Origin of the sequence: Thiocystis minor (assembly GCF_016653465.1) — a bacterium.
GTDB classification, from domain to species: domain Bacteria; phylum Pseudomonadota; class Gammaproteobacteria; order Chromatiales; family Chromatiaceae; genus Chromatium; species Chromatium minus.
On the sequence record NZ_NHSQ01000077.1, the window covers coordinates 1 to 17746 of the forward strand.

A 17746-nucleotide genomic window follows, 5' to 3' on the forward strand; every position below is an offset into this window, starting at 1 on the left:
ACGAGGTGATGCGCCTCATCGCCCGTCTCGGCGGGTTTCTCGGGCGCAAGGGCGATGGCGAGCCCGGTTTGAAGACGATCTGGCTGGGCATGCAGCGCATCATGGACTTCGCCGCCGGGATCAAATATGCCAGGGAGATGCCGGACACGGAAAGTTGTGCGTAATGGGATGCGTCAAGCCCCGGACCGCCTCCCGCCATGCACACCGTTGCGCCCGAGGATCTGCTCGATCCCAAGAACGACTACGTTTTCAAGCGCCTCTTTGGCGAAGCGCCGGCGCTGCTGGTGTCGTTGATCAACGACCTGCGCCCGGACCTGCCCGAGATCCGTTCGGTGGAGATTCTCAACCCCGGCATCAACGCCGAGGAGTTGCGCGGCAAGTACATCATCCTCGACGTCCTGGCGCGCGATGCGCCGGGGCACGCCTACAATATCGAGATCCAGGTGCGCCGCTATGGCGCCTGGCACCAGCGGGCGCTGTACTATCTGGCGCGGCTGCTGGCGCATCAACTGGAGCAGGGCGAAGACTACGCCACGCTGCGCGCGGCGGTCGGCATCCATCTGCTGGACTTCGATTTGTTTACCGCCACCCCTGAGCAGTGCGCGCAGGCGCGGTGGCGCTTCGAGATGCGCGACGCCCGTCAACCCGAGGTCACGCTGGGGAACCGGTTACAATTGACGCTGATCGAATTGAAGAAAGCGGACCGGCTCGGGCTTGGCTCCGACCCGCTGTCCGCGTGGGTGACCTTTTTCGAGCATTGGCGCGAGGAGCAGACCATGGCCGCGATCGAACATGCCCCGATCCAGGAGGCGCTGAACCGCGTGCGTCAGTTGAGCGCCGACGAGGAAGCGCGGCGGTTAGCGTTCGTGCGCGAGCGGGCGCTGCACGACGAGGTGTCCTTGCTCAAGGAAGCGCGTGAGGAGGGGCGCGAGGAGGGCGAGCGGCTCGGGATGCAGAAAGGCGAGCAGCTCGGGATGCAGAAAGGCGAGCAGCTCGGGATGCAGAAAGGCCGCCTGGCGGCGACCCAGGATACCGCCCGCAACCTCATCGCGCTGGGCGTGCTCAGCGATTGGCAGATCGCCCAGGCCACCGGACTGAGCGTGGTGCAGATCGAGGCACTGCGCTCAGCCGCCCCGTCCTGAGGAAAGCTGGGAAAACGCCGAGCAGACCTTCCGCGGCCGCCAGCGGGTGGATGCGATGAGGGACGAACCGCATCGTTCGCGATTGATGCGGTTCCTTCGTCACGGCATCTATGCGGGCTGGTCTACGACATCCTTGGAAGACGAAATTTCGGGGGAACCTCCGTTCGCCAGCTCCCCACATCGACGCGGGCTAAGATTTTTCCACACCTGATATCATCGTCTTTCTTGCGATCATGCTGAATCGTTAGGAATCGGAGCGACCGATGCCGAGCCTTTTTGACAATGACTTTCATGCCTGGGCGAGTCAACAGGCAGGCTTGTTGCGCGGTGGGAGGTTGGCGGACGCCGATATCCCCCACATTATCGAGGAAATCGAAAGCATGGGCCGAAGCGAACAGCGAGAACTCGTCAACCGCTTGGTGGTTCTGCTTCTCCATCTCCTGAAATGGCGTTTTCAGCCGGGTCTTCGCGGGAACTCTTGGCGGCTGTCCATCAAGGAGCAGCGCATCCGCTTGGAGGCTCACCTAGAGGACAATCCGAGCCTGACGGCGAAACTCGATCAAGCCATCGCGCGAGCCTATCGTCTGGCCATGATTGATGCTGAACGCGAGACCGGGTTGGCTGAATCGACATTTCCGACGTCATGTCCCTTCACTTTCACCCAAATCATGGATGATGCCTTTTGGCCAGAAGAGCCGGCGTAGATGCGGCGAGGAACGAACCGCATCGATCGCGAGCGATGCTTGCGGACGACGCGATGGATGACGAATAGAGCCAATTGGATTTGACGAACTAGGCTGCGGTCGAGTCGGCCGATCTTGAGAGATAGCCTTAAAGTGATTACTCTGTAATTACTTTAAGGGGAGGCAAGTATGAAGATTCATCTGGTACCCATTGGCAACTCGAAGGGTGTCCGCATTCCAGCCTCGGTGATCAAGGAATGCGGGTTCGGTGATGCGCTTGAGATGCGGGTGGAGAATGGCGTCGTGGTGCTTGCGGCGGCCCGTCAGGTGCGTGCCGGCTGGGACGCGGCCTTTGCGTCGATGGCCGTGGCAAGTGACGATGCGCCACTCGTCCTGGAGACGCTCGAAAACGATTTTGATGTCGAGGATTGGACCTGGTGAGGCAAGTTCGGCGCTATGAGGTTTATCTGGTCGATCTCGACCCCACGCAAGGCTCGGAAATCCAGAAGACACGGCCCTGCGTCATCGTTTCGCCCGACGAGATGAACCTTCATATCCGCACGGTGATCATCGCGCCGATGACGTCCACCCAGCGCGACTATCCGACCCGCGTTAATCTCACGTTTGAGCACAAGAAAGGGCAGATTGTCCTTGACCAAATCAGGACTGTGGATCAGTCGCGACTCATCAAGCGCCTCGGGGTGTTGCCCGAGGCATTCTCACGGAAAGTGGCCGACGTGCTCCAAGAGATGTTTGCCTACGGTTCCTGATGAGGATCGCTCGCAGGGCGCGATGGTTTTCGCTTCGCTCTACCCATTGGGGCTGGAGCAGCAGGAAATCGTGGAGTTCCTGGGGCTTGCCGATCTGGATGCCTGGTTGGAAGGACGCTGGGCTCGGCGTTTTTCTCCGGCCTGCGGCCGGAGGGCCGAGTGCAACTCGGCGCTCCCAGGAAGGGTGTTTTCAAGTCGGCGCATGGCCGTTCGCCAACTCCGCCGATCGCGTTGCGGTCATGGAAACGAGTGCCTATCATGCAGTGCGATACGCCACGCGCGATCGCCCCGCCATGGGCTTACTCGACCGATCCGAGAACGTAAAGGACTGACATGCGAAAAAAAGCACTTATTACCGGTATCACCGGGCAGGATGGCTCCTATCTTGCTGAATTCCTTCTTGAAAAAGGCTACGAGGTTCACGGGATCAAACGGCGCGCCTCGTCGTTCAATACTCAGCGGGTGGATCACCTCTATGAGGATCCGCATGTCGAGCAGCAGAACTTCGTTCTCCATTATGGCGATCTGACCGATACCTCCAACCTCACGCGCATCCTCCAGCAGGTGCAGCCGGATGAGGTCTATAACCTCGGCGCTCAATCGCATGTCGCGGTCAGCTTCGAATCGCCCGAATACACCGCCGATGTCGATGCGATGGGCACCCTCCGGCTGCTCGAAGCGATCCGCTTTCTGGGGCTGACCTCCAAGACCCGTTTCTATCAGGCGTCCACCTCCGAGTTGTTCGGTCTGGTGCAGGAGACCCCGCAGAAGGAGACTACGCCCTTCTACCCGCGCAGCCCCTACGCGGTCGCGAAGCTCTACGCCTATTGGATCACGGTCAATTATCGCGAAGCCTATGGCCTCTATGCCTGTAACGGTCTGCTCTTCAATCATGAGAGCGCGCGCCGGGGCGAGACCTTCGTGACCCGCAAGATCACCCGGGGATTGGCGAATATCGCCCAGGGACTCGAACGCTGTCTGCATTTGGGCAACCTGGATGCCAAGCGCGACTGGGGACATGCCAAGGACTATGTCCGCATGCAATGGATGATGTTGCAGCAGGATCGGCCCGAGGATTATGTGATCGCGACCGGGGTGCAGTATTCGGTGCGTCAGTTCATCCTCTGGTCCGCCGCCGAACTGGGCCTGTTGTTGCGGTTCGAGGGGGAGGGGGTCGACGAATGCGCCGTGGTCACCGCCGTGACGGGCGACAGGGCGCCGGCGGTCAAGGTGGGCGACATCGTGCTGCGGATCGATCCACGCTATTTCCGCCCGACAGAAGTCGAAACCCTGCTGGGCGATCCGACCAAGGCCCGCGAGCGGCTCGGCTGGGTGCCCGAGATCACGGTGCAGGAAATGTGCGCCGAAATGGTCATCGAAGATCTCAAGGTGGCGCGGCGTCATGCCTTGCTGAAGGCGCATGGTCATGAGGTGCCGGTTGCGCGGGAGATTAACGGATGAGCGACCGCGATTCGTCACGCGCCCCAACCGTTTTCGTTGCCGGTCACCGCGGCATGGTTGGGCGCGCCATCGTGCGCCGACTTCAGGCGTTGGGTGGCCGCCGGATTCTGACGGCCGGACGCGAGGAACTGGATTTGCTCGACCAGCGCGCGGTCCAGACTTTTTTTGACGCGCACGCGATCGATCAGGTCTATCTGGCCGCCGCCCGGGTTGGCGGCATTCATGCCAACAATACCTATCCGGCCGATTTCATCTACGACAACCTGATGATCGAGGCCAATCTCATCCACGCGGCGCATTGCGCGGGGGTTCGGAAACTGCTGTTCCTCGGTTCCTCCTGCATTTATCCGCAGCGGGCCGCGCAGCCGATGACCGAGTCCGCCTTGCTGACCGGCACGCTGGAACCGACCAACGAACCCTATGCCATCGCCAAGATCGCCGGGATCAAACTTTGCGAAAGTTATAACCGTCAGTACGGACATGACTATCGCAGCGTGATGCCGACCAATCTCTACGGACCGCACGATAATTTTCATCCTGACAACAGCCATGTGATCCCGGCTCTGTTGCGGCGCGTCCACGAGGCGGCGCGCGCGGGCGCGGACGAGGTCGTCATCTGGGGCACTGGCGCGCCGATGCGCGAGTTTCTCCATGTCGATGACATGGCCGCCGCCAGCGTGCATGTGATGGAGTTGGACGACGACCTTTATCGCGCCAACACGCAGCCCATGCTGTCGCACATCAACGTGGGGTCTGGCGTGGATTGCACCATTCGCGAGCTGGCGCACACCATCGCGCGGGTTACGGGTTTTCAGGGTCGGCTTGTCTTCGATCCGAGCAAGCCCGATGGTACGCCGCGTAAATTATTGGATGTCTCCCGACTCAAGGCCCTGGGCTGGCAGGCCGGCATCGGACTGGAAGAGGGTCTCAGAGACACCTATGATTGGTTTCTCGCCAATCAGGAGGATTTTCGAGGATAGCGCGCGCTCGGGGACTGTCGGGGCGAATGAATTTGCCCCTACAAGGATGCCATCTGCGTTAAGGGGGTTTCCGGGAAAGTGTTTACCAGAATCGACGCTTCAAATGGACAGGATTCACAGGATTTTTCAAGATTGACAGGATTGAAAACAATGGCTTCTATCCTGTTCATCCTGCGAAATCGTGTTAATCCTGTCCATTCTCAGTCTCTCCGTGGGTCGATTGTTTTCAGGAAATCACCTAAGCGCAACGACCCGGGTTTTAGAACGGTGGCGGGGTGGCGATCATCCACACGAATATCATTGATGACACGCCCTAGTGCAACTGTGCGAAAGTCCCAAGACCGTCTCAGGTCGTAATCGTTGTCGTTGTCGAATATTCGCCATGTCGAGACCGCGATCACGACAACGACAACGACAACGAGGAGGCCCCGGTCTCGGAACTTGAGCAGCGAAGCACTAGGGTCATGGAGGCTCATTTTGCCCGATTTCGGAATGTCCAGCAAAACCATCGTCCATCATGGCGCCGTGGACGGCGTAACCGGTTCCTGCCACGAACTCCGGCTGGGCGATGGTCGCTCGGTGCTGGTAGACTGCGGGCTCTTTCAGGGCGCGGAGACCTCGCCCGGCGGCGCGGGCGTCGAGCGGCTCCAGATCGATTTTCCGGTGGAGCCGGTGCTGGCGCTGATCGTCACCCATGTGCATATCGATCATGTCGGGCGTATCCCTTATCTGCTGGCGGCCGGTTTCAAGGGGCCGATTCTGTGCAGCGAGGCGTCGGCGGAGCTGTTGCCGCTGGTGTTGGAAGATGCGCTGAAGATCGGCGTGACGCGGGACGCGACGCTCATCGAGCGGGTGTTGAAACTTCTGCGCGCGCGCACCATCGGCGTGCCTTATGGTCACTGGTACACGCTGGCCGAGGGCGATCCGGGTTTACGGATCAAGCTGCGGCCCGCCGGGCATATCCTCGGGTCGGCGTCCGTGGAATGCGATTTGCCCCAGGGTGGCGCGCATACCCGTATTCTCTTCTCGGGCGATCTCGGGGCGCCTTACACGCCACTGCTGCCCGCACCAAAATCGCCCTACAGCGCGGATGTGGTGGTGCTCGAAAGCACCTATGGCGACCGTCTGCACGAGGGACGCCGTGACCGCCGCCAGCGATTGCAGGCGATCGTCGAGCATGCCTTTCGCGATGGCGGAACCCTGCTGATCCCGGCATTCAGTATCGGTCGCACGCAGGAGCTGCTCTATGAACTGGAGTCGATCATCCATCGGGATCGTCAACGGACGCTGGCCGCGGTGCGCGTCTGGGACGATGTCGAGATTATTTTGGATTCGCCGCTCGCCGCGGATTTCACCGCCGGTTATGCCCGTCTGCGCGCGCATTGGGACCGAGAAGCCCGGCGCCGGCTCGATTCGGGCCGTCATCCGCTCGCTTTCGAGCAGGTGTTGACGGTCACCGATCACGCGACCCATCTGCGTACGGTCGAGTATCTCAGGAGTTCGGCGCGGGCGGCCATCGTCATCGCCGCGAGCGGCATGTGTGCCGGCGGGCGCATCGTCAACTATCTCAAGGCGATGTTGGGCGATCCCCGTCACGATGTGCTGTTCGTCGGTTATCAGGCCGCGGGGACTCCGGGGCAGGCCATTCAGCGGTATGGGCCCCGTGGCGGCTATGTTGATCTGGACGGTCAGCGTTACGACATCCGGGCCGCGATCCATACGCTTGGCGGCTATTCGGCGCATGCCGATCAAAACGATTTGATCAACTTCATCGGGCGGATGCGCGTCAAGCCGCGCGAGGTCATCCTGGTGCATGGCGATGCGCACGCCAAGGAAAGCCTGCGGCGGGAGCTGCAAGCGCGTTTTCAGGGGGTGGAGATCCGGATCGGTTGACCTGGAAAGCGCGGTCGAACCGCAAAAAACGCGAATAACGCGAAAGGTTTCAAACTGCTAAGAGTGGTTTAGCCGCCAGCCGCCAGCTTCAGGCAGCCAGATTTTTCGTTTCAGTCACTTGGTCATGGCGAACCGCGTGCCAGGACTCGCCCATTGGAAGAAGATGTCGATCAGCGAAACCCCCGGCATAATCGCCGCTGGCCGCTGGCCGCTGGCCGCTGGCCGCTGGCCGCTGGCCGCTGGCCGCTGGCCGCTGGCCGCTGGCCGCTGGCCGCTATATCTAGCTTTCTCGCACCCTTCCATTAGTCCATCGCGGTTCGTTCGATGATATGCCGGGCCCAGGCGCTGTGCGTGGCGACTTCGCACATGGATCCGTCGAACTGGAAGACGGCGCGGTCGTCGGTCAGGATGCGTCGTGCCGCTTCCAGTTCCAGTTGCGAGACGCGAAAACTCGCCTCGATCGTCGGGAGCTGGCTCGGATGAATGGCGGTCTTCCCGCAGAGTCCGTGGGCGATATCCTCGCTCAGTTCTTCCCGGAGAATCTCCGGACAGTCGATATGCTCGAACACCGGGGCGGTGAGCTGAAAACCGAAGGGTTTGAAGACGGTCACCAGATGGGCGATGGTGTGTCCCAGGGGTGTGCGGTAGATGGTGCGGTCGCGGGGCCGGCGAATGCCGAGGATGGACAGCAGGTCGTTGCCGCCGATGCGCAGCGCCAGAATCCGCTTCTGATAGCCGCGGTCGAGCAGATGGTCGCGCAGTTCGATCATTCTGGAGGTGTCGAAGACATCCCGGGTTTCGAGCGTCGGCATGCACAGATGCCGGGAGTCCATGAGCAGGCTCAGATAGTCATCCACATTGCTCAGATCCAGCTTGGGCAGGACGAATCCGTCCAGTTTCTCCACACCCGGCAGCGCGAGCAACCAAGTCAGGATCTCGGGATTGCGCACGCGCACGAAGCGCAGCGCGGATGACCTGACCTGCATCCGTTCCAAGGCGTCGCGGAGGTTGTCGAGCCCCGCCGCGAGATCCTCGGGCGCAACGGCGTCTTCGGTGCAAAAGATGACAGAACGCAGTTCCGGCCACTTGGCGCCGTTGGCAATCTTCAGAACATCCCGATGGGTTGCAGGGACATACAGGGAAGCGCCCAGTCGGTAGGCATTAAGCATCGGATAAACCCTTGATGAGCGAGACGGCCTGGTAGGGCAATGCTGGATCGACCTCCCAATGCACTTGTTTTTCTTGGGCCAATTGTAAGATATGAAGCGCCTCCGGTGCGTGCGGATCGCGGAGGATGAGCAACCTCGGGACGCGCCGCAGCAGGACGCGGGTTGCCTCGCCAATGCCTGGCTTGATGAGATTCTCGTCCATGATCCCGAAGCGATCCTTGATCGCGGCGAGCCAGATCCGGGAGCGTTCGCGCGCGCGCAGCGGATCGACCGGAGTGGGGCAGGGCGCGTAATCTTCCTCCAGCAAGGCGCGGATCTCCCGCAGAAGTTCGTCGACAAACCATCGGGACAGATCTCCCGAGGCGAATTCGCGGTAAAACACGCAGCCGTGGAAGTCGTCGGGTCCGATCCCTTCGTGCAGGATCGAGCGGCTGATCAGGCCCGACATGGTTGCATTCAGGATGCTCGACGGGATCAGGTAATCCTCGTCCGTGGGCGCCATGCCGACGCCGGCTAGATCGGTCAGGGCGAAGAGCGTGGCGTCCAGACGCATGCCCTGCGTCCTGTGAAAGAATTCGACCGACGCGGCCAGTTCGCGGGCGATGACGCCTTTGCCGGTCCAGCCATCCACGAAGACGATACCGTCCGGCGCTCTTGCCTCGTCATTCATGATAAAGCGCAGTGCGTTTTGGTCGATGCCCCGGTCGCGAATGATCGAGAGGGAATAATGCGCCGTCGGGCGATCCAGGATGTCGGTCAGCACATGCTTGAGCGTCACGCCAACCGGGGTGCCGGCGCGCGCGAGCGAGACGAGCGTGATGTCGTTCTGTCGGCGTGCCGCGACGATGGCGGCTAGGTCAAGCAGACCTTGCGCCATGCGTCGGCGGTTCATGGCGAACGCCTGGTGGAACATATCCATGTAACGCGGCGAGGGCAGGGTCTCGGGACTCAGCATCTCGCTGTAATGCCGTTGACCGCTTTGGATCAGGCGCTCTTTCTCGGCTACTTCGATTAGTTCCATCGCGATGGGCTTGAGCAGGATGTGGACGTCCTCGGGGCGGTAGCTGCCTGAAAAACGCGCGCGCTGTTCGACTGGAGGCATGGGCATGGGGCTCCGGTGAGGGGTTTTTTGCAAGAGGACGAAGGTCACGAATGCCTTCTGGGATCGCCGAGTTGCACTCGGCGTCTCCGCTCTGGTCTGGCGGCCGGGGAGCCGAGTGCAACTCGGCGATCCCAGAGGTGCCTCGTCGAGTGAGGCCGATGGCTTACAGCAAGGGTCGGCCGAAGGTCTCCCCAAATAACTGCGAACCGCGTGGCGTCAGCGAATAATCGCATTCGGCCATGAAGGCGCCGTCGATGAGGCTGTCGCCGATTCCAACGGTCATCAGTTCGCCCCATTCCCCGCTCAGTTTTTCGATCAGATAGCGCACGGCGTGTTCCTTGCCGAGCGTGCGGGGCAGCACCGCGAGGTTGTTGCCGTTGCGATGCAGTCGATAGACCCTGGACCGATCCGCGACCCAGGGCTGGATCAAGGCGCGCTGCAAGAGATCCAGATCGCCGTCGCGGCCATCCCGATATTTGGCGACCAGATAAAAGGGCAGGTCGAAATCCTCGATGATCCGGACGTGGGCGGAGAGTCCCTGTCGGACGATGAAGGTATCGACATGATCGAGCAGTGCGTTCAAATCCTCCAGGTGGTTCCGAGAGGCGGTCGTCATGCGTTCCAGCCAGGGCGCGTCGGGAACGCCATCGGGGTTCAGGACGATTCCGCCATAGTCGATGATGCGCCAACTCTCGAAGGGCAGTTCCACCCGACGGAGCGAATCCAGATCCCGCGCGGTGGTGGGTATCACCGTCGTATTGGTGTCCAGCAGATGCCAAAACGCCTGCTGTTTCGCCGTCATGAAGGAATGGGCGCTGCCGTCGCGGAGATAAGCGACTGGCCGCAGAGCCTCATCGGTCGGACATTTGGGTCGACTCTGGAAGAGGGTATCGTCCAGATCGAGAAAAACCAGCTTGCGCATCTTAAACCGCGTTCGGCATGACAGGCGTTGTCATGGTCTTGGCTTGACGTCGCCACGACTCGTGCATAACGGAGTTGACGCGGTTTAAGAGTATGACTTTTTTATTCATTTAAACCGCGTCTCGCCGATGGTTGTGAGCTGCCGCAAGTCTGGCGATGCCTGTGGGCCTTGCCTGTCAGTCTAAGACGCGGTTTAAGCCAGCTCGAAATCCGCCGGGTTGAGGGCGAGTTCCATGGCGATCTTGCGGGCGACGCGCTTCTCGCTATCGTCGAAATTGCCGTCGGCGGCGGCGATGGCGATGATCAGACGCATGATGAGACGAGCGGCGTCATCCTTGCCCTTCATCTTGCGAATCGCATCGTAGGCCTTGGCCTCGCCCAGATCCTTGTCGAATTCGATCTGGCTCATGGCGTTCTGGAAGGCGTCGATCAGATCCTTGCTGGCGAAGACGGACAGCGCCTCATAGTTCTCGATGAAGCGCATCATCTTCTGTTTTTCCTCGGAAGAGACCACGCCATCGGCCATGGAGATCAGCACCGAACCGCTGATGGCCGCGTTCAGAAAATCCTTGTTCTTGAATTTCATCGCCTCGGTTTTCAGTTCGGAGGCTTTCTGTTTCAGGTTGCTGACGAAGTCTTGGAAGCTCATGGCGTTTGCTCTCTGTTGGATCACGATTGACGAAAATGTTGTTCAGTGGGCAGGCGACGCTGGCGATCAATCCTTCTTGCCTCTTACCCAATCCAAGCCCCAGCGATGCGTCTTGTCGACATCGAGATGGCCACGGTAGTAATCGACGAGCTTGGTGATCTTGACCGATCCGCCCTGGTTCTCGATCAGGGCGATGGCGCACATGGGCCGATCGTTGCGGCTCGAATCGAGCTGGATCTCGATTTCCGGCTGTCCGGGCGTTTTCAGGGTGATGCGCGCGTTGGCCTCGGCCCAATTGGGAGTCCCTTCGTAGATGAAAGCATAGACGACGATGCGCTGGATCTCGTCCCAATACTGGCCGTTGATGCGTAGGTTTTCGCCCTCGGTCCGGGTGCCGGTGCGGTCGTCCGCGTCGAGGGCGATATAGGGCGGATCCCGGTAGTCGCCGAAGGTGTTTCCGAGCGCCTGGACCACGCTCTTGGAGCCGTCCTTGAGTTCGTACAGACAGCCGAGATCCAGATCGATGCTGTTGGAACGGGTGCCGCCGAAAAAGCCCTTTTTGACGGGGCCGGCGCGGGTTGTCCAGTTGAGATTGATCAGAATCTCGCCGTGGGCCGCATTGGCTTTCTTGTCGAGCGAGACCGTGTTGCCGCGCTTTTCCAGGGTGATCTTGCTCAGATTGAGCGGTGCCGTCTGGGGTTTGGGCGGAACGGGCGCCGAGACTGGCGCGGGCGCATCCTCCACGGTGCCGCCGAAATGTCCGACCAGCGCCGCCATGCCGCCGTTGAAACCCTGGCCCAGCGCGCTGGTGCGCCAGACGCCATCCTTCCGGTAGATCTCCAGCAGCATCAGCGCGCGCTCGGCGGCGAAGTCGGCCCCGCTGAAGTCGAAGCGCCCCGTCTCGCGGCCGGCGTCCATGAAACGCACATGACCGCTGCCGATGCTGGACATGGCGCCGGCGCCGTCGAGCGCGGCGGTGATCGTCAGACGCTCGATGGTCGAAGGCAGTTTTCCAAGGTCGACGGCAAAGCCCGCCGCATCGCCCGCAGGCGTTTCCAGCCGCACGCCGCCGCAGGGCGTCGTCGGCTGATTGAAGAAGGTCATATAGCGATCGTCGGAGAGCTTGCCCTGACCATCCAGACCGAAGCAGGCGAAATCGAGAATCAGATCGGGTGCGTTCACGGCCACGCCGAGCGTGAAGCGTTGGCCGTTGGGGACCAGATCGGCGATTTTGGCCCGTTGTCCGCGTTGTAGATTCATCCGCTTAACCCACGTTGACGCCGTGTTGCAAGGCGAGCGCGCGGAGTCCGCCGGCATATCCCTGGCCCACGGCCTTGAATTTCCAGTCGCCAGCGTGACGGTAGATCTCGCCGAAGATCATCGCGGTCTCGGTCGAATAATCTTCGGAGAGATCGAAACGGACCACTTCAAGATTGTTGTCGCGATTGACGACTCGGACGAAGGCGTTAGCGACTTGGCCGAAATTCTGCTTGCGGGCGTCGGCGTCGTGGATGGTGACCACAATCACCAGACGCTGAATCTCGGGCGGCACCTTCGACAGCGTCACATGCACGGATTCGTCGTCGCCTTCGCCGGCGCCGGTCAGGTTGTCGCCGGTGTGCTCGACCGAGCCTTCGGGCGAGGTTTTCTGATTGTAGAAGATGAAATAGGCGTCGCTCGGCACCTTGCCGTCTTCCTTGACCATGAAGAGACTCGCGTCGAGGTCGAACGCCTGCCCATCGGTCGCGCGCGCGTCCCAGCCCAGGCCCACGAGGACGTTTTCGAGATTGGGCGCCTCTTTGCTCAGGTTGACGTTGCCGCCTTTGTTCAAGCTGATGGCCATAAATCCTCCATTGAGTGCGAATAGCGAGAGGTCAGACAGTTGGATCCCAGGTGTTGCATCAAATCGTCCAGACCGTCGAGCGGGGTTTCATGACAGACAATGATGCGGGCGAAATCGTCGGGATCGACGTTATACAGATAATTCCGGATGCCTTCTCCGTAATTGTCCGCGAAAACGAGTCGGTGTCCAATGTCGGCGCCGGGCAGAATCGGCGAGCGGGTGGTTGCCTGCACCACGACCGCGAAGCCGCGCGACTCCAATTCCAGCCCGACCCGAAAGGCGAGGTGCATGAATTCCCCGGTTCCGAGGACCAGGATCGACGCGCCGGGGGCGAGTCCGACGCACAGCCGCTCAAGCTCCGACATGGGAGTCGAAATAGGTCGATCAATGCCGAAGCGCCCAAGATCGTCGGCGATCTGACCGGGTTCGCGCCGATTGTCGCCCACGGCGGCCGGCGCGGGTTCGTGCTCCCAGTCGGCGTCCGGCTGGAAGGAAAAATCCGCGTGGAGCGCCGCTACGCAGCGCACCGGTACTCCCAACCGTTCTGAAAATTGCTCGGCGCTGCGCGCGCCACTGAAATTGGTGATGGCCACGAAATGCACCCGTTCCAGTCGCGGATTCCGCGTTCGATAGGCCGCGACCAGATTGCACAGGGTGGAACCGGTGCTGATTTCATCGTCTACCACGATCAGCTCGCGGGCCGTCCGGAATAACGCCTGATGACGTGCGTTTAAGGGCTCATAGAGCGTTTGATCGGGTGCGTGACAATGGGGCTCCTGAAACTCCAGGAACGGGCGCCCGGCGACGCGATACCGGGTGGAATGGAGAAAGAGCGCGTCGGCTTCGGGCCGCTGATTCAGCGCCGCCTCGAAGACGCCTTGTCCGAGACCGGTCGCCGTCTCGGCCATCGCCATGAAGGCCCAGGGGCCTGGCCCCAAATCCAGCGCGGACGCCAGATACTCATGCACCCGACGCATCCGCGAGGGCGCGGCCGGCCAGTGTTTGCCAAGCACCTTGCTGAGAAACAGAAAGCCCCGCTTGGGGTTGTTGCGGGCGGCGAAACCGCAGAGTTCATCCAGCGGAAAGGCGGCCTCGCGCACCTGGATATCGAGCACTCCAGTGGGCAGTTCCGCCCGGTACGACTCGCTCAAACGACAGCCTCGATCCGGCGGAAGTGGGCCAGTTCCAGAACGCGGACACCGCTTTCGACCCTGTGCGCTTGATCGGGAAAACCATGGGTCAGGCCATGCAGCGCCAGATAGGGGAGATTGACGCCGATCGCCCCCGCGTAGCCGATGCCGCCGGAAAAACGGGGGTTGATCTCCAGCAGGCGAAAGCCGTTCCGCCCTTCCCGAAATTGCACGTTGAACAGTCCGAGCAGCCCGAAAGCCCCGGTCATCTCGCGGATGGCTTGCGTGAGTTCAGGGATATCGACGATCTCCTGGCCGTAGCCGCCGGCCTTCGATTTTCGCCGCTGGACGGCGGCGATGAGCCGCTGGCCATCGCCGACGCAATCGACGCTATATTCATATCCTTCGAGGAATTCCATCAGCAGCAGGGTTTCAAAGGTCTCCGACTCACTCAGGAGCCGCCGCAGGCCATCGTGATGAATCGAATAGAGCGCGTTTTGCAGCAGGATTTCCAGGCCGCCGCGCTGTTCATCGATGACGCGAAAACCGGCGCCGTTGACGCCCTCGGCGGGTTTGACGCACAGCACCTCGTGGGAGGCGCGCAGTCGCTCATAGGCCGTCTCGAATTCGTCGGCGGTGCGGAATTCCAGGAAATCGGGCGGGGGAATGGAAAAGCGCCTCGCCTCTGTATAGAAGCGCGCCTTATCCATCAGTGTCGTTAGATGGTCCGCCGACGCTGGCGCCAGGACTCGCACGCCTTGTTCGGCAAAGCGCTCCTGGTACGCGGCCAGCAATTGAACGCCCTTGCCCGGCCAGAGGAGATCGATTCGCCGTTCCCGACAGAAGTCGAGACAGAAATCGAGATAGGCATCGCCGACTGTGCCGGTCGGTTCCAGTGCGAATTCATGCGCCGACAGAAAGCCGGGGAACTCCTTCTGGGTGTGCGAACAGACCAGATGGAATTCGCCGGCCTCGTCACCCTGACGGATGAGGTCGAAAACGGCACGGACATTGGAGAAGGTTCGGTTGAACCAGACGCGGGTCATGGTGCCGTCGCTCTCGGGGTTACAGATGCGGCTTGATCTGCGGCAGCAGTTGTTCCGCCGTCCGGCCTTGCCCGACCTCGCCGATGGCGTGCATCTTCCATTCGCCGCCGTGACGGTAAAGCTTCGCCATGATCATGGCCGAATGACTGCCCTGACAGCTCAGGTCGTAGCGCGCGATCTCGCTGTTATTGCTGCCGTTGATGATGCGGCAGTAGGCATTTTCGACCTTGGAGAAATCCTGGCCGGTGAAGTTGTTGACGGTAAAGACCAGGCTTTTCACGTTGGCCGGAACCGCCGCGAGATCGACCTTGATCTGTTCGTCGTCGCCTTCGCCCTCGCCGGTGCGATTGTCGCCGGTATGCTCGATGCTGCGGTCCTGACTGCGCAGTTGACGGAACCACACGGTATCGACCAGATTTCCCGGCTCGTCGAAGAGCAGGCAGGAGGCGTCGAGATCGATGCTCTCGCCGCCGCCACCGCCGAAGAGTCCGCCCAACATGCCGCCGCTCTTGCCCTTCGCGGCATCCCAACCGAGACCCATGACGATGCGGGTCAAGCCGCCGCCGGCTTCTTTCTCCAGCGAGATTTTCTGACCTTTCTGCAGGCTGATACCCATCTCAAGATTCCTCGATGTGAAATTGATTGATTAATCGCTTAAACCGCGCCCGCTCCGACAGTGAAAGAGGCTGCCGAGGTTGTTTCAATCCAAAAGCATCGCCGACCGCGCCGGGCGCGGTTTAATGGGCCTGCGGTTGGAATAATCCGCGGTTGCGCGAGCAGATCACGACCTTGCCCTGGCCCCGAAAGCGGAGCACCAGACCCTCGCCGGAGGTCACCGAATTGACGATGTTCCCGAAGAACCCGCCCCCGGTCTGCGGCATGCCGACCTCGTACTGCAGATTGGACGACCAGGCGACCGCATGGTTGTTGTCGATCACGGTTTCGCGATCGGGCGCGATGTCGAGCGTGAAGATCGAGCCGAACCCGGACACCGCCAGTTTGCCACGCCCCGTCGCCTCCATGATGACGAATCCGCCGGTGCCGCCGAACAGCCCGCCGCCGACAGTGTTCATGCGCGCGCGCACCTCGACGGAGGAGTCTGCCGCCACGAAACTGCCATCCGACAGCGTGTAGGCATTGCCCGGCCCGACATCGAGCAGTTCGATGGAGCCTGGAAGGGTGGGCGACAGCAGACAGTCGCCATCGCCGCTCACGGCCTCGATTTCCTGCTGAAACAGCGATTCGTCGGTGGCCATGCGCCGCAGCAGGGCACGCCCCAGACCGCCCCGCAGTTGGCCCTTGACCTGAAGCGCCGCCTCCATCATGACCATGGCGCCCGATTCGCAGAAGATTTTTTCGCCCTTTTGCAGACTGACATGCAGGAAGGGATCAATCTCCCCGGTGACGGTGAACGTGGGCATTGGCTGAGTCCTCCCGGCAAGGTATCAGGGATAAAGCACCAGCGGGGGCGGGTTTGAAACCCGCCCCAGACGGTCAGCCAACATTCACGCCGTGATCCTTCGCCAGCGCATTGAGACCGCCGGCGAAGCCCTGGCCGACGGCCTTGAACTTCCATTCCGCGCCGTTGCGGTAGACCTCGCCGAACACCATGGCGGTCTCGGTCGAGTAGTCCTCCGACAGATCGAAGCGGGCCAGTTCGGTGTTGCTGTCCTTGTTCAGAACGCGCATGAAGGCGTTGCGGACCATGCCGAAGTTCTGGTTGCGGGCTTCGGCCTCGTGGATGGTGACCGCGAAGACGATGCGCTGAATGTTGGGGTCAACCCCCGGCAGATTGATCGAGACGGTTTCGTCGTCGCCTTCGCCGGCGCCGGTGGTGTTGTCGCCGGAGTGGATCACGGCGCCATCGGGCGAGGTCTTCTGGTTGTAGAAGATGAAATGCCCGTCGGACAGTACCTTGCCGGTCTCGCCGACCAGAAAAACGCTGGCGTCCAGATCGAAGGCCGCGCCATCGGTGGAGCGGGCATCCCAACCCAGCCCGACGAGCGCATTGATCAGGCCCGGATCGGTCTTGGTCAGGCTGACGTTCCCGCCTTTCTGCAAACTGATTGCCATGTGTTTCTCCTCAGTGGGTGGTGGGATTCTTCAAGAGGGCATTAGTTTAGTCGACTCGCGAGACGGATGGTACCGAGGCGAGGGTTGTGTATCGATCCCGTCAAGCCCGATCGGCTGGTTGCGATCCTAAAGTAAAGAATAATGAACTGACCATCGCCTGGAAGGCGATGGTATCAAGTAACGGCTAAAGCCGGCGATGTCGGCTGAAGCCGAGTCGGTCCCCGCCGAAGCAGGCTTAAGTCGAAGGGGGCTCCCTGATCGGGGAAGCTTCCTCTTCACCCGATCGGGGAAGCTTCCTCTTCATATGGAGAAGGTCGCATCCTGATCATGACACTGGTTGGCAATAGACGCTTTGATGATCTCGTCGGTGACCTGACCGCTGCTGCGGCAACAGTAACCGCGCGCCCACACATGGCGCCCCCAGTCGCGTTTGCGGATCTCCGCAAACGCTCGCAGCAGGATGAACGCGCTTTTCCCTTTCAACGGCTGGACCAAGCGGCTGATGGTGACTTGCGGAGGAATCGAGAGCATCACGTGGAGATGATCGGCGGAGCGATGTCCCTGCAGAATATCCACGCGCTGCCGCCGGCACTCCTCTCGCACCACATCCCCCCCCCGCTCCGCCACCGCCTCGCGCAGCACTTTGTGGCGGTACTCGGTGATCCAGACCACGTGGATGCGGATCGAGAAGACCGTGCGAGAGCCGTGACGATGTTCTTCCATGGTTCCGAAGTCGCAAAAAGGAAATGCTCAAGCTTCCGCCTAAAGGCGGGGGTTTTTACCCATCCCCATTGGAGACAATAAAACAGGTAATCCCCCGGTTTTGCCAGGGTGACAGTGGAGATGCCCTCGATCTCCGTGCTCATCCCACACAAGGAGAATTG

At 61.0% G+C, this 17746-nt stretch carries 20 protein-coding genes; 8 read left to right on the forward strand and 12 right to left on the reverse strand.

The window, feature by feature from the left end; translation table 11 throughout:
* From CCR95_RS10280 to CCR95_RS10315, 8 genes are all read left to right on the forward strand, one after another.
* Nucleotides 1-164, forward strand: a 164-nt coding sequence (locus CCR95_RS10280) for an IS4 family transposase (RefSeq protein ID WP_276570251.1), incomplete at its 5' end; no start/stop codon positions are given.
* A gap of 33 nt (nucleotides 165-197) precedes the next feature.
* Entirely contained in the window at nucleotides 198-1142 is a 945-nt protein-coding gene (locus CCR95_RS10285; RefSeq protein WP_201094088.1) for an Rpn family recombination-promoting nuclease/putative transposase, read from the forward strand.
* 263 nt (nucleotides 1143-1405) lie between these two features.
* The gene (locus CCR95_RS10290) at nucleotides 1406-1846 is read left to right on the forward strand and encodes a DUF29 domain-containing protein (RefSeq protein ID WP_201094090.1); all 441 of its coding nucleotides are present in this window, start codon (nucleotides 1406-1408) and stop codon (nucleotides 1844-1846) included.
* Nucleotides 1847-2014: 168 nt separating this feature from the next.
* Nucleotides 2015-2266: an AbrB/MazE/SpoVT family DNA-binding domain-containing protein gene (locus CCR95_RS10295; RefSeq protein WP_201094092.1), complete on the forward strand. Its 252-nt coding sequence runs from the start codon at nucleotides 2015-2017 to the stop codon at nucleotides 2264-2266.
* Complete coding sequence (locus CCR95_RS10300; protein WP_201094201.1) at nucleotides 2263-2595, forward strand: type II toxin-antitoxin system PemK/MazF family toxin; 333 nt, start codon at nucleotides 2263-2265, stop codon at nucleotides 2593-2595. Before CCR95_RS10295 ends, CCR95_RS10300 begins: the two co-directional genes overlap by 4 nt.
* A gap of 333 nt (nucleotides 2596-2928) precedes the next feature.
* On the forward strand, nucleotides 2929-4056 hold the full coding sequence (gene gmd, locus CCR95_RS10305; protein WP_201094094.1) for a GDP-mannose 4,6-dehydratase: 1128 nt from the start codon (nucleotides 2929-2931) through the stop codon (nucleotides 4054-4056).
* On the forward strand, nucleotides 4053-5036 hold the full coding sequence (gene fcl, locus CCR95_RS10310) for a GDP-L-fucose synthase (protein ID WP_201094095.1): 984 nt from the start codon (nucleotides 4053-4055) through the stop codon (nucleotides 5034-5036). The genes gmd and fcl overlap by 4 nt, the downstream gene beginning before the upstream one ends.
* A 492-nt stretch (nucleotides 5037-5528) precedes the next feature.
* Complete coding sequence (locus CCR95_RS10315; RefSeq protein WP_201094096.1) at nucleotides 5529-6929, forward strand: MBL fold metallo-hydrolase RNA specificity domain-containing protein; 1401 nt, start codon at nucleotides 5529-5531, stop codon at nucleotides 6927-6929.
* A 302-nt stretch (nucleotides 6930-7231) separates the two neighbouring features.
* On the opposite strand, the gene CCR95_RS10320 is transcribed toward CCR95_RS10315, so the two are convergent.
* The 12 genes from CCR95_RS10320 to tnpA form a co-directional block, all read right to left on the reverse strand.
* Nucleotides 7232-8098 carry an HpcH/HpaI aldolase/citrate lyase family protein gene (locus tag CCR95_RS10320; protein WP_201094097.1) on the reverse strand — a complete coding sequence of 289 codons (867 nt, stop codon included), beginning with the start codon at nucleotides 8096-8098 and terminating at the stop codon, nucleotides 7232-7234.
* Entirely contained in the window at nucleotides 8091-9200 is a 1110-nt protein-coding gene (locus CCR95_RS10325) for a cysteine protease StiP family protein (RefSeq protein ID WP_201094098.1), read from the reverse strand. The genes CCR95_RS10320 and CCR95_RS10325 overlap by 8 nt, the downstream gene beginning before the upstream one ends.
* Nucleotides 9201-9363: 163 nt before the next feature.
* Nucleotides 9364-10122 (reverse strand): HAD family hydrolase, encoded by a 759-nt coding sequence (locus CCR95_RS10330; RefSeq protein WP_201094099.1) that lies wholly within the window; start codon nucleotides 10120-10122, stop codon nucleotides 9364-9366.
* Between the two features lie 192 nt (nucleotides 10123-10314).
* Nucleotides 10315-10770 carry a tellurite resistance TerB family protein gene (locus CCR95_RS10335; protein ID WP_201094100.1) on the reverse strand — a complete coding sequence of 152 codons (456 nt, stop codon included), beginning with the start codon at nucleotides 10768-10770 and terminating at the stop codon, nucleotides 10315-10317.
* Nucleotides 10771-10836: 66 nt separating this feature from the next.
* Nucleotides 10837-12030 (reverse strand): TerD family protein, encoded by a 1194-nt coding sequence (locus CCR95_RS10340; protein ID WP_201094102.1) that lies wholly within the window; start codon nucleotides 12028-12030, stop codon nucleotides 10837-10839.
* Nucleotides 12031-12034: 4 nt separating this feature from the next.
* A complete protein-coding gene (locus tag CCR95_RS10345) occupies nucleotides 12035-12613 on the reverse strand; it encodes a TerD family protein (protein WP_201094104.1) in 579 nt (192 codons plus the stop codon).
* Nucleotides 12598-13764 carry a phosphoribosyltransferase domain-containing protein gene (locus tag CCR95_RS10350; RefSeq protein ID WP_201094106.1) on the reverse strand — a complete coding sequence of 389 codons (1167 nt, stop codon included), beginning with the start codon at nucleotides 13762-13764 and terminating at the stop codon, nucleotides 12598-12600. The genes CCR95_RS10345 and CCR95_RS10350 overlap by 16 nt, the downstream gene beginning before the upstream one ends.
* Nucleotides 13761-14789: an ATP-grasp domain-containing protein gene (locus CCR95_RS10355; RefSeq protein WP_201094108.1), complete on the reverse strand. Its 1029-nt coding sequence runs from the start codon at nucleotides 14787-14789 to the stop codon at nucleotides 13761-13763. Before CCR95_RS10355 ends, CCR95_RS10350 begins: the two co-directional genes overlap by 4 nt.
* A gap of 19 nt (nucleotides 14790-14808) precedes the next feature.
* Nucleotides 14809-15405: a TerD family protein gene (locus tag CCR95_RS10360; protein WP_201094109.1), complete on the reverse strand. Its 597-nt coding sequence runs from the start codon at nucleotides 15403-15405 to the stop codon at nucleotides 14809-14811.
* 121 nt (nucleotides 15406-15526) lie between these two features.
* Nucleotides 15527-16210: a TIGR00266 family protein gene (locus CCR95_RS10365; RefSeq protein ID WP_201094110.1), complete on the reverse strand. Its 684-nt coding sequence runs from the start codon at nucleotides 16208-16210 to the stop codon at nucleotides 15527-15529.
* A 73-nt stretch (nucleotides 16211-16283) separates the two neighbouring features.
* Nucleotides 16284-16862 carry a TerD family protein gene (locus CCR95_RS10370; RefSeq protein WP_201094111.1) on the reverse strand — a complete coding sequence of 193 codons (579 nt, stop codon included), beginning with the start codon at nucleotides 16860-16862 and terminating at the stop codon, nucleotides 16284-16286.
* 300 nt (nucleotides 16863-17162) lie between these two features.
* Nucleotides 17163-17585: an IS200/IS605 family transposase gene (gene tnpA, locus CCR95_RS10375; protein WP_201094112.1), complete on the reverse strand. Its 423-nt coding sequence runs from the start codon at nucleotides 17583-17585 to the stop codon at nucleotides 17163-17165.
* Nucleotides 17586-17746 lie beyond the last annotated feature (161 nt).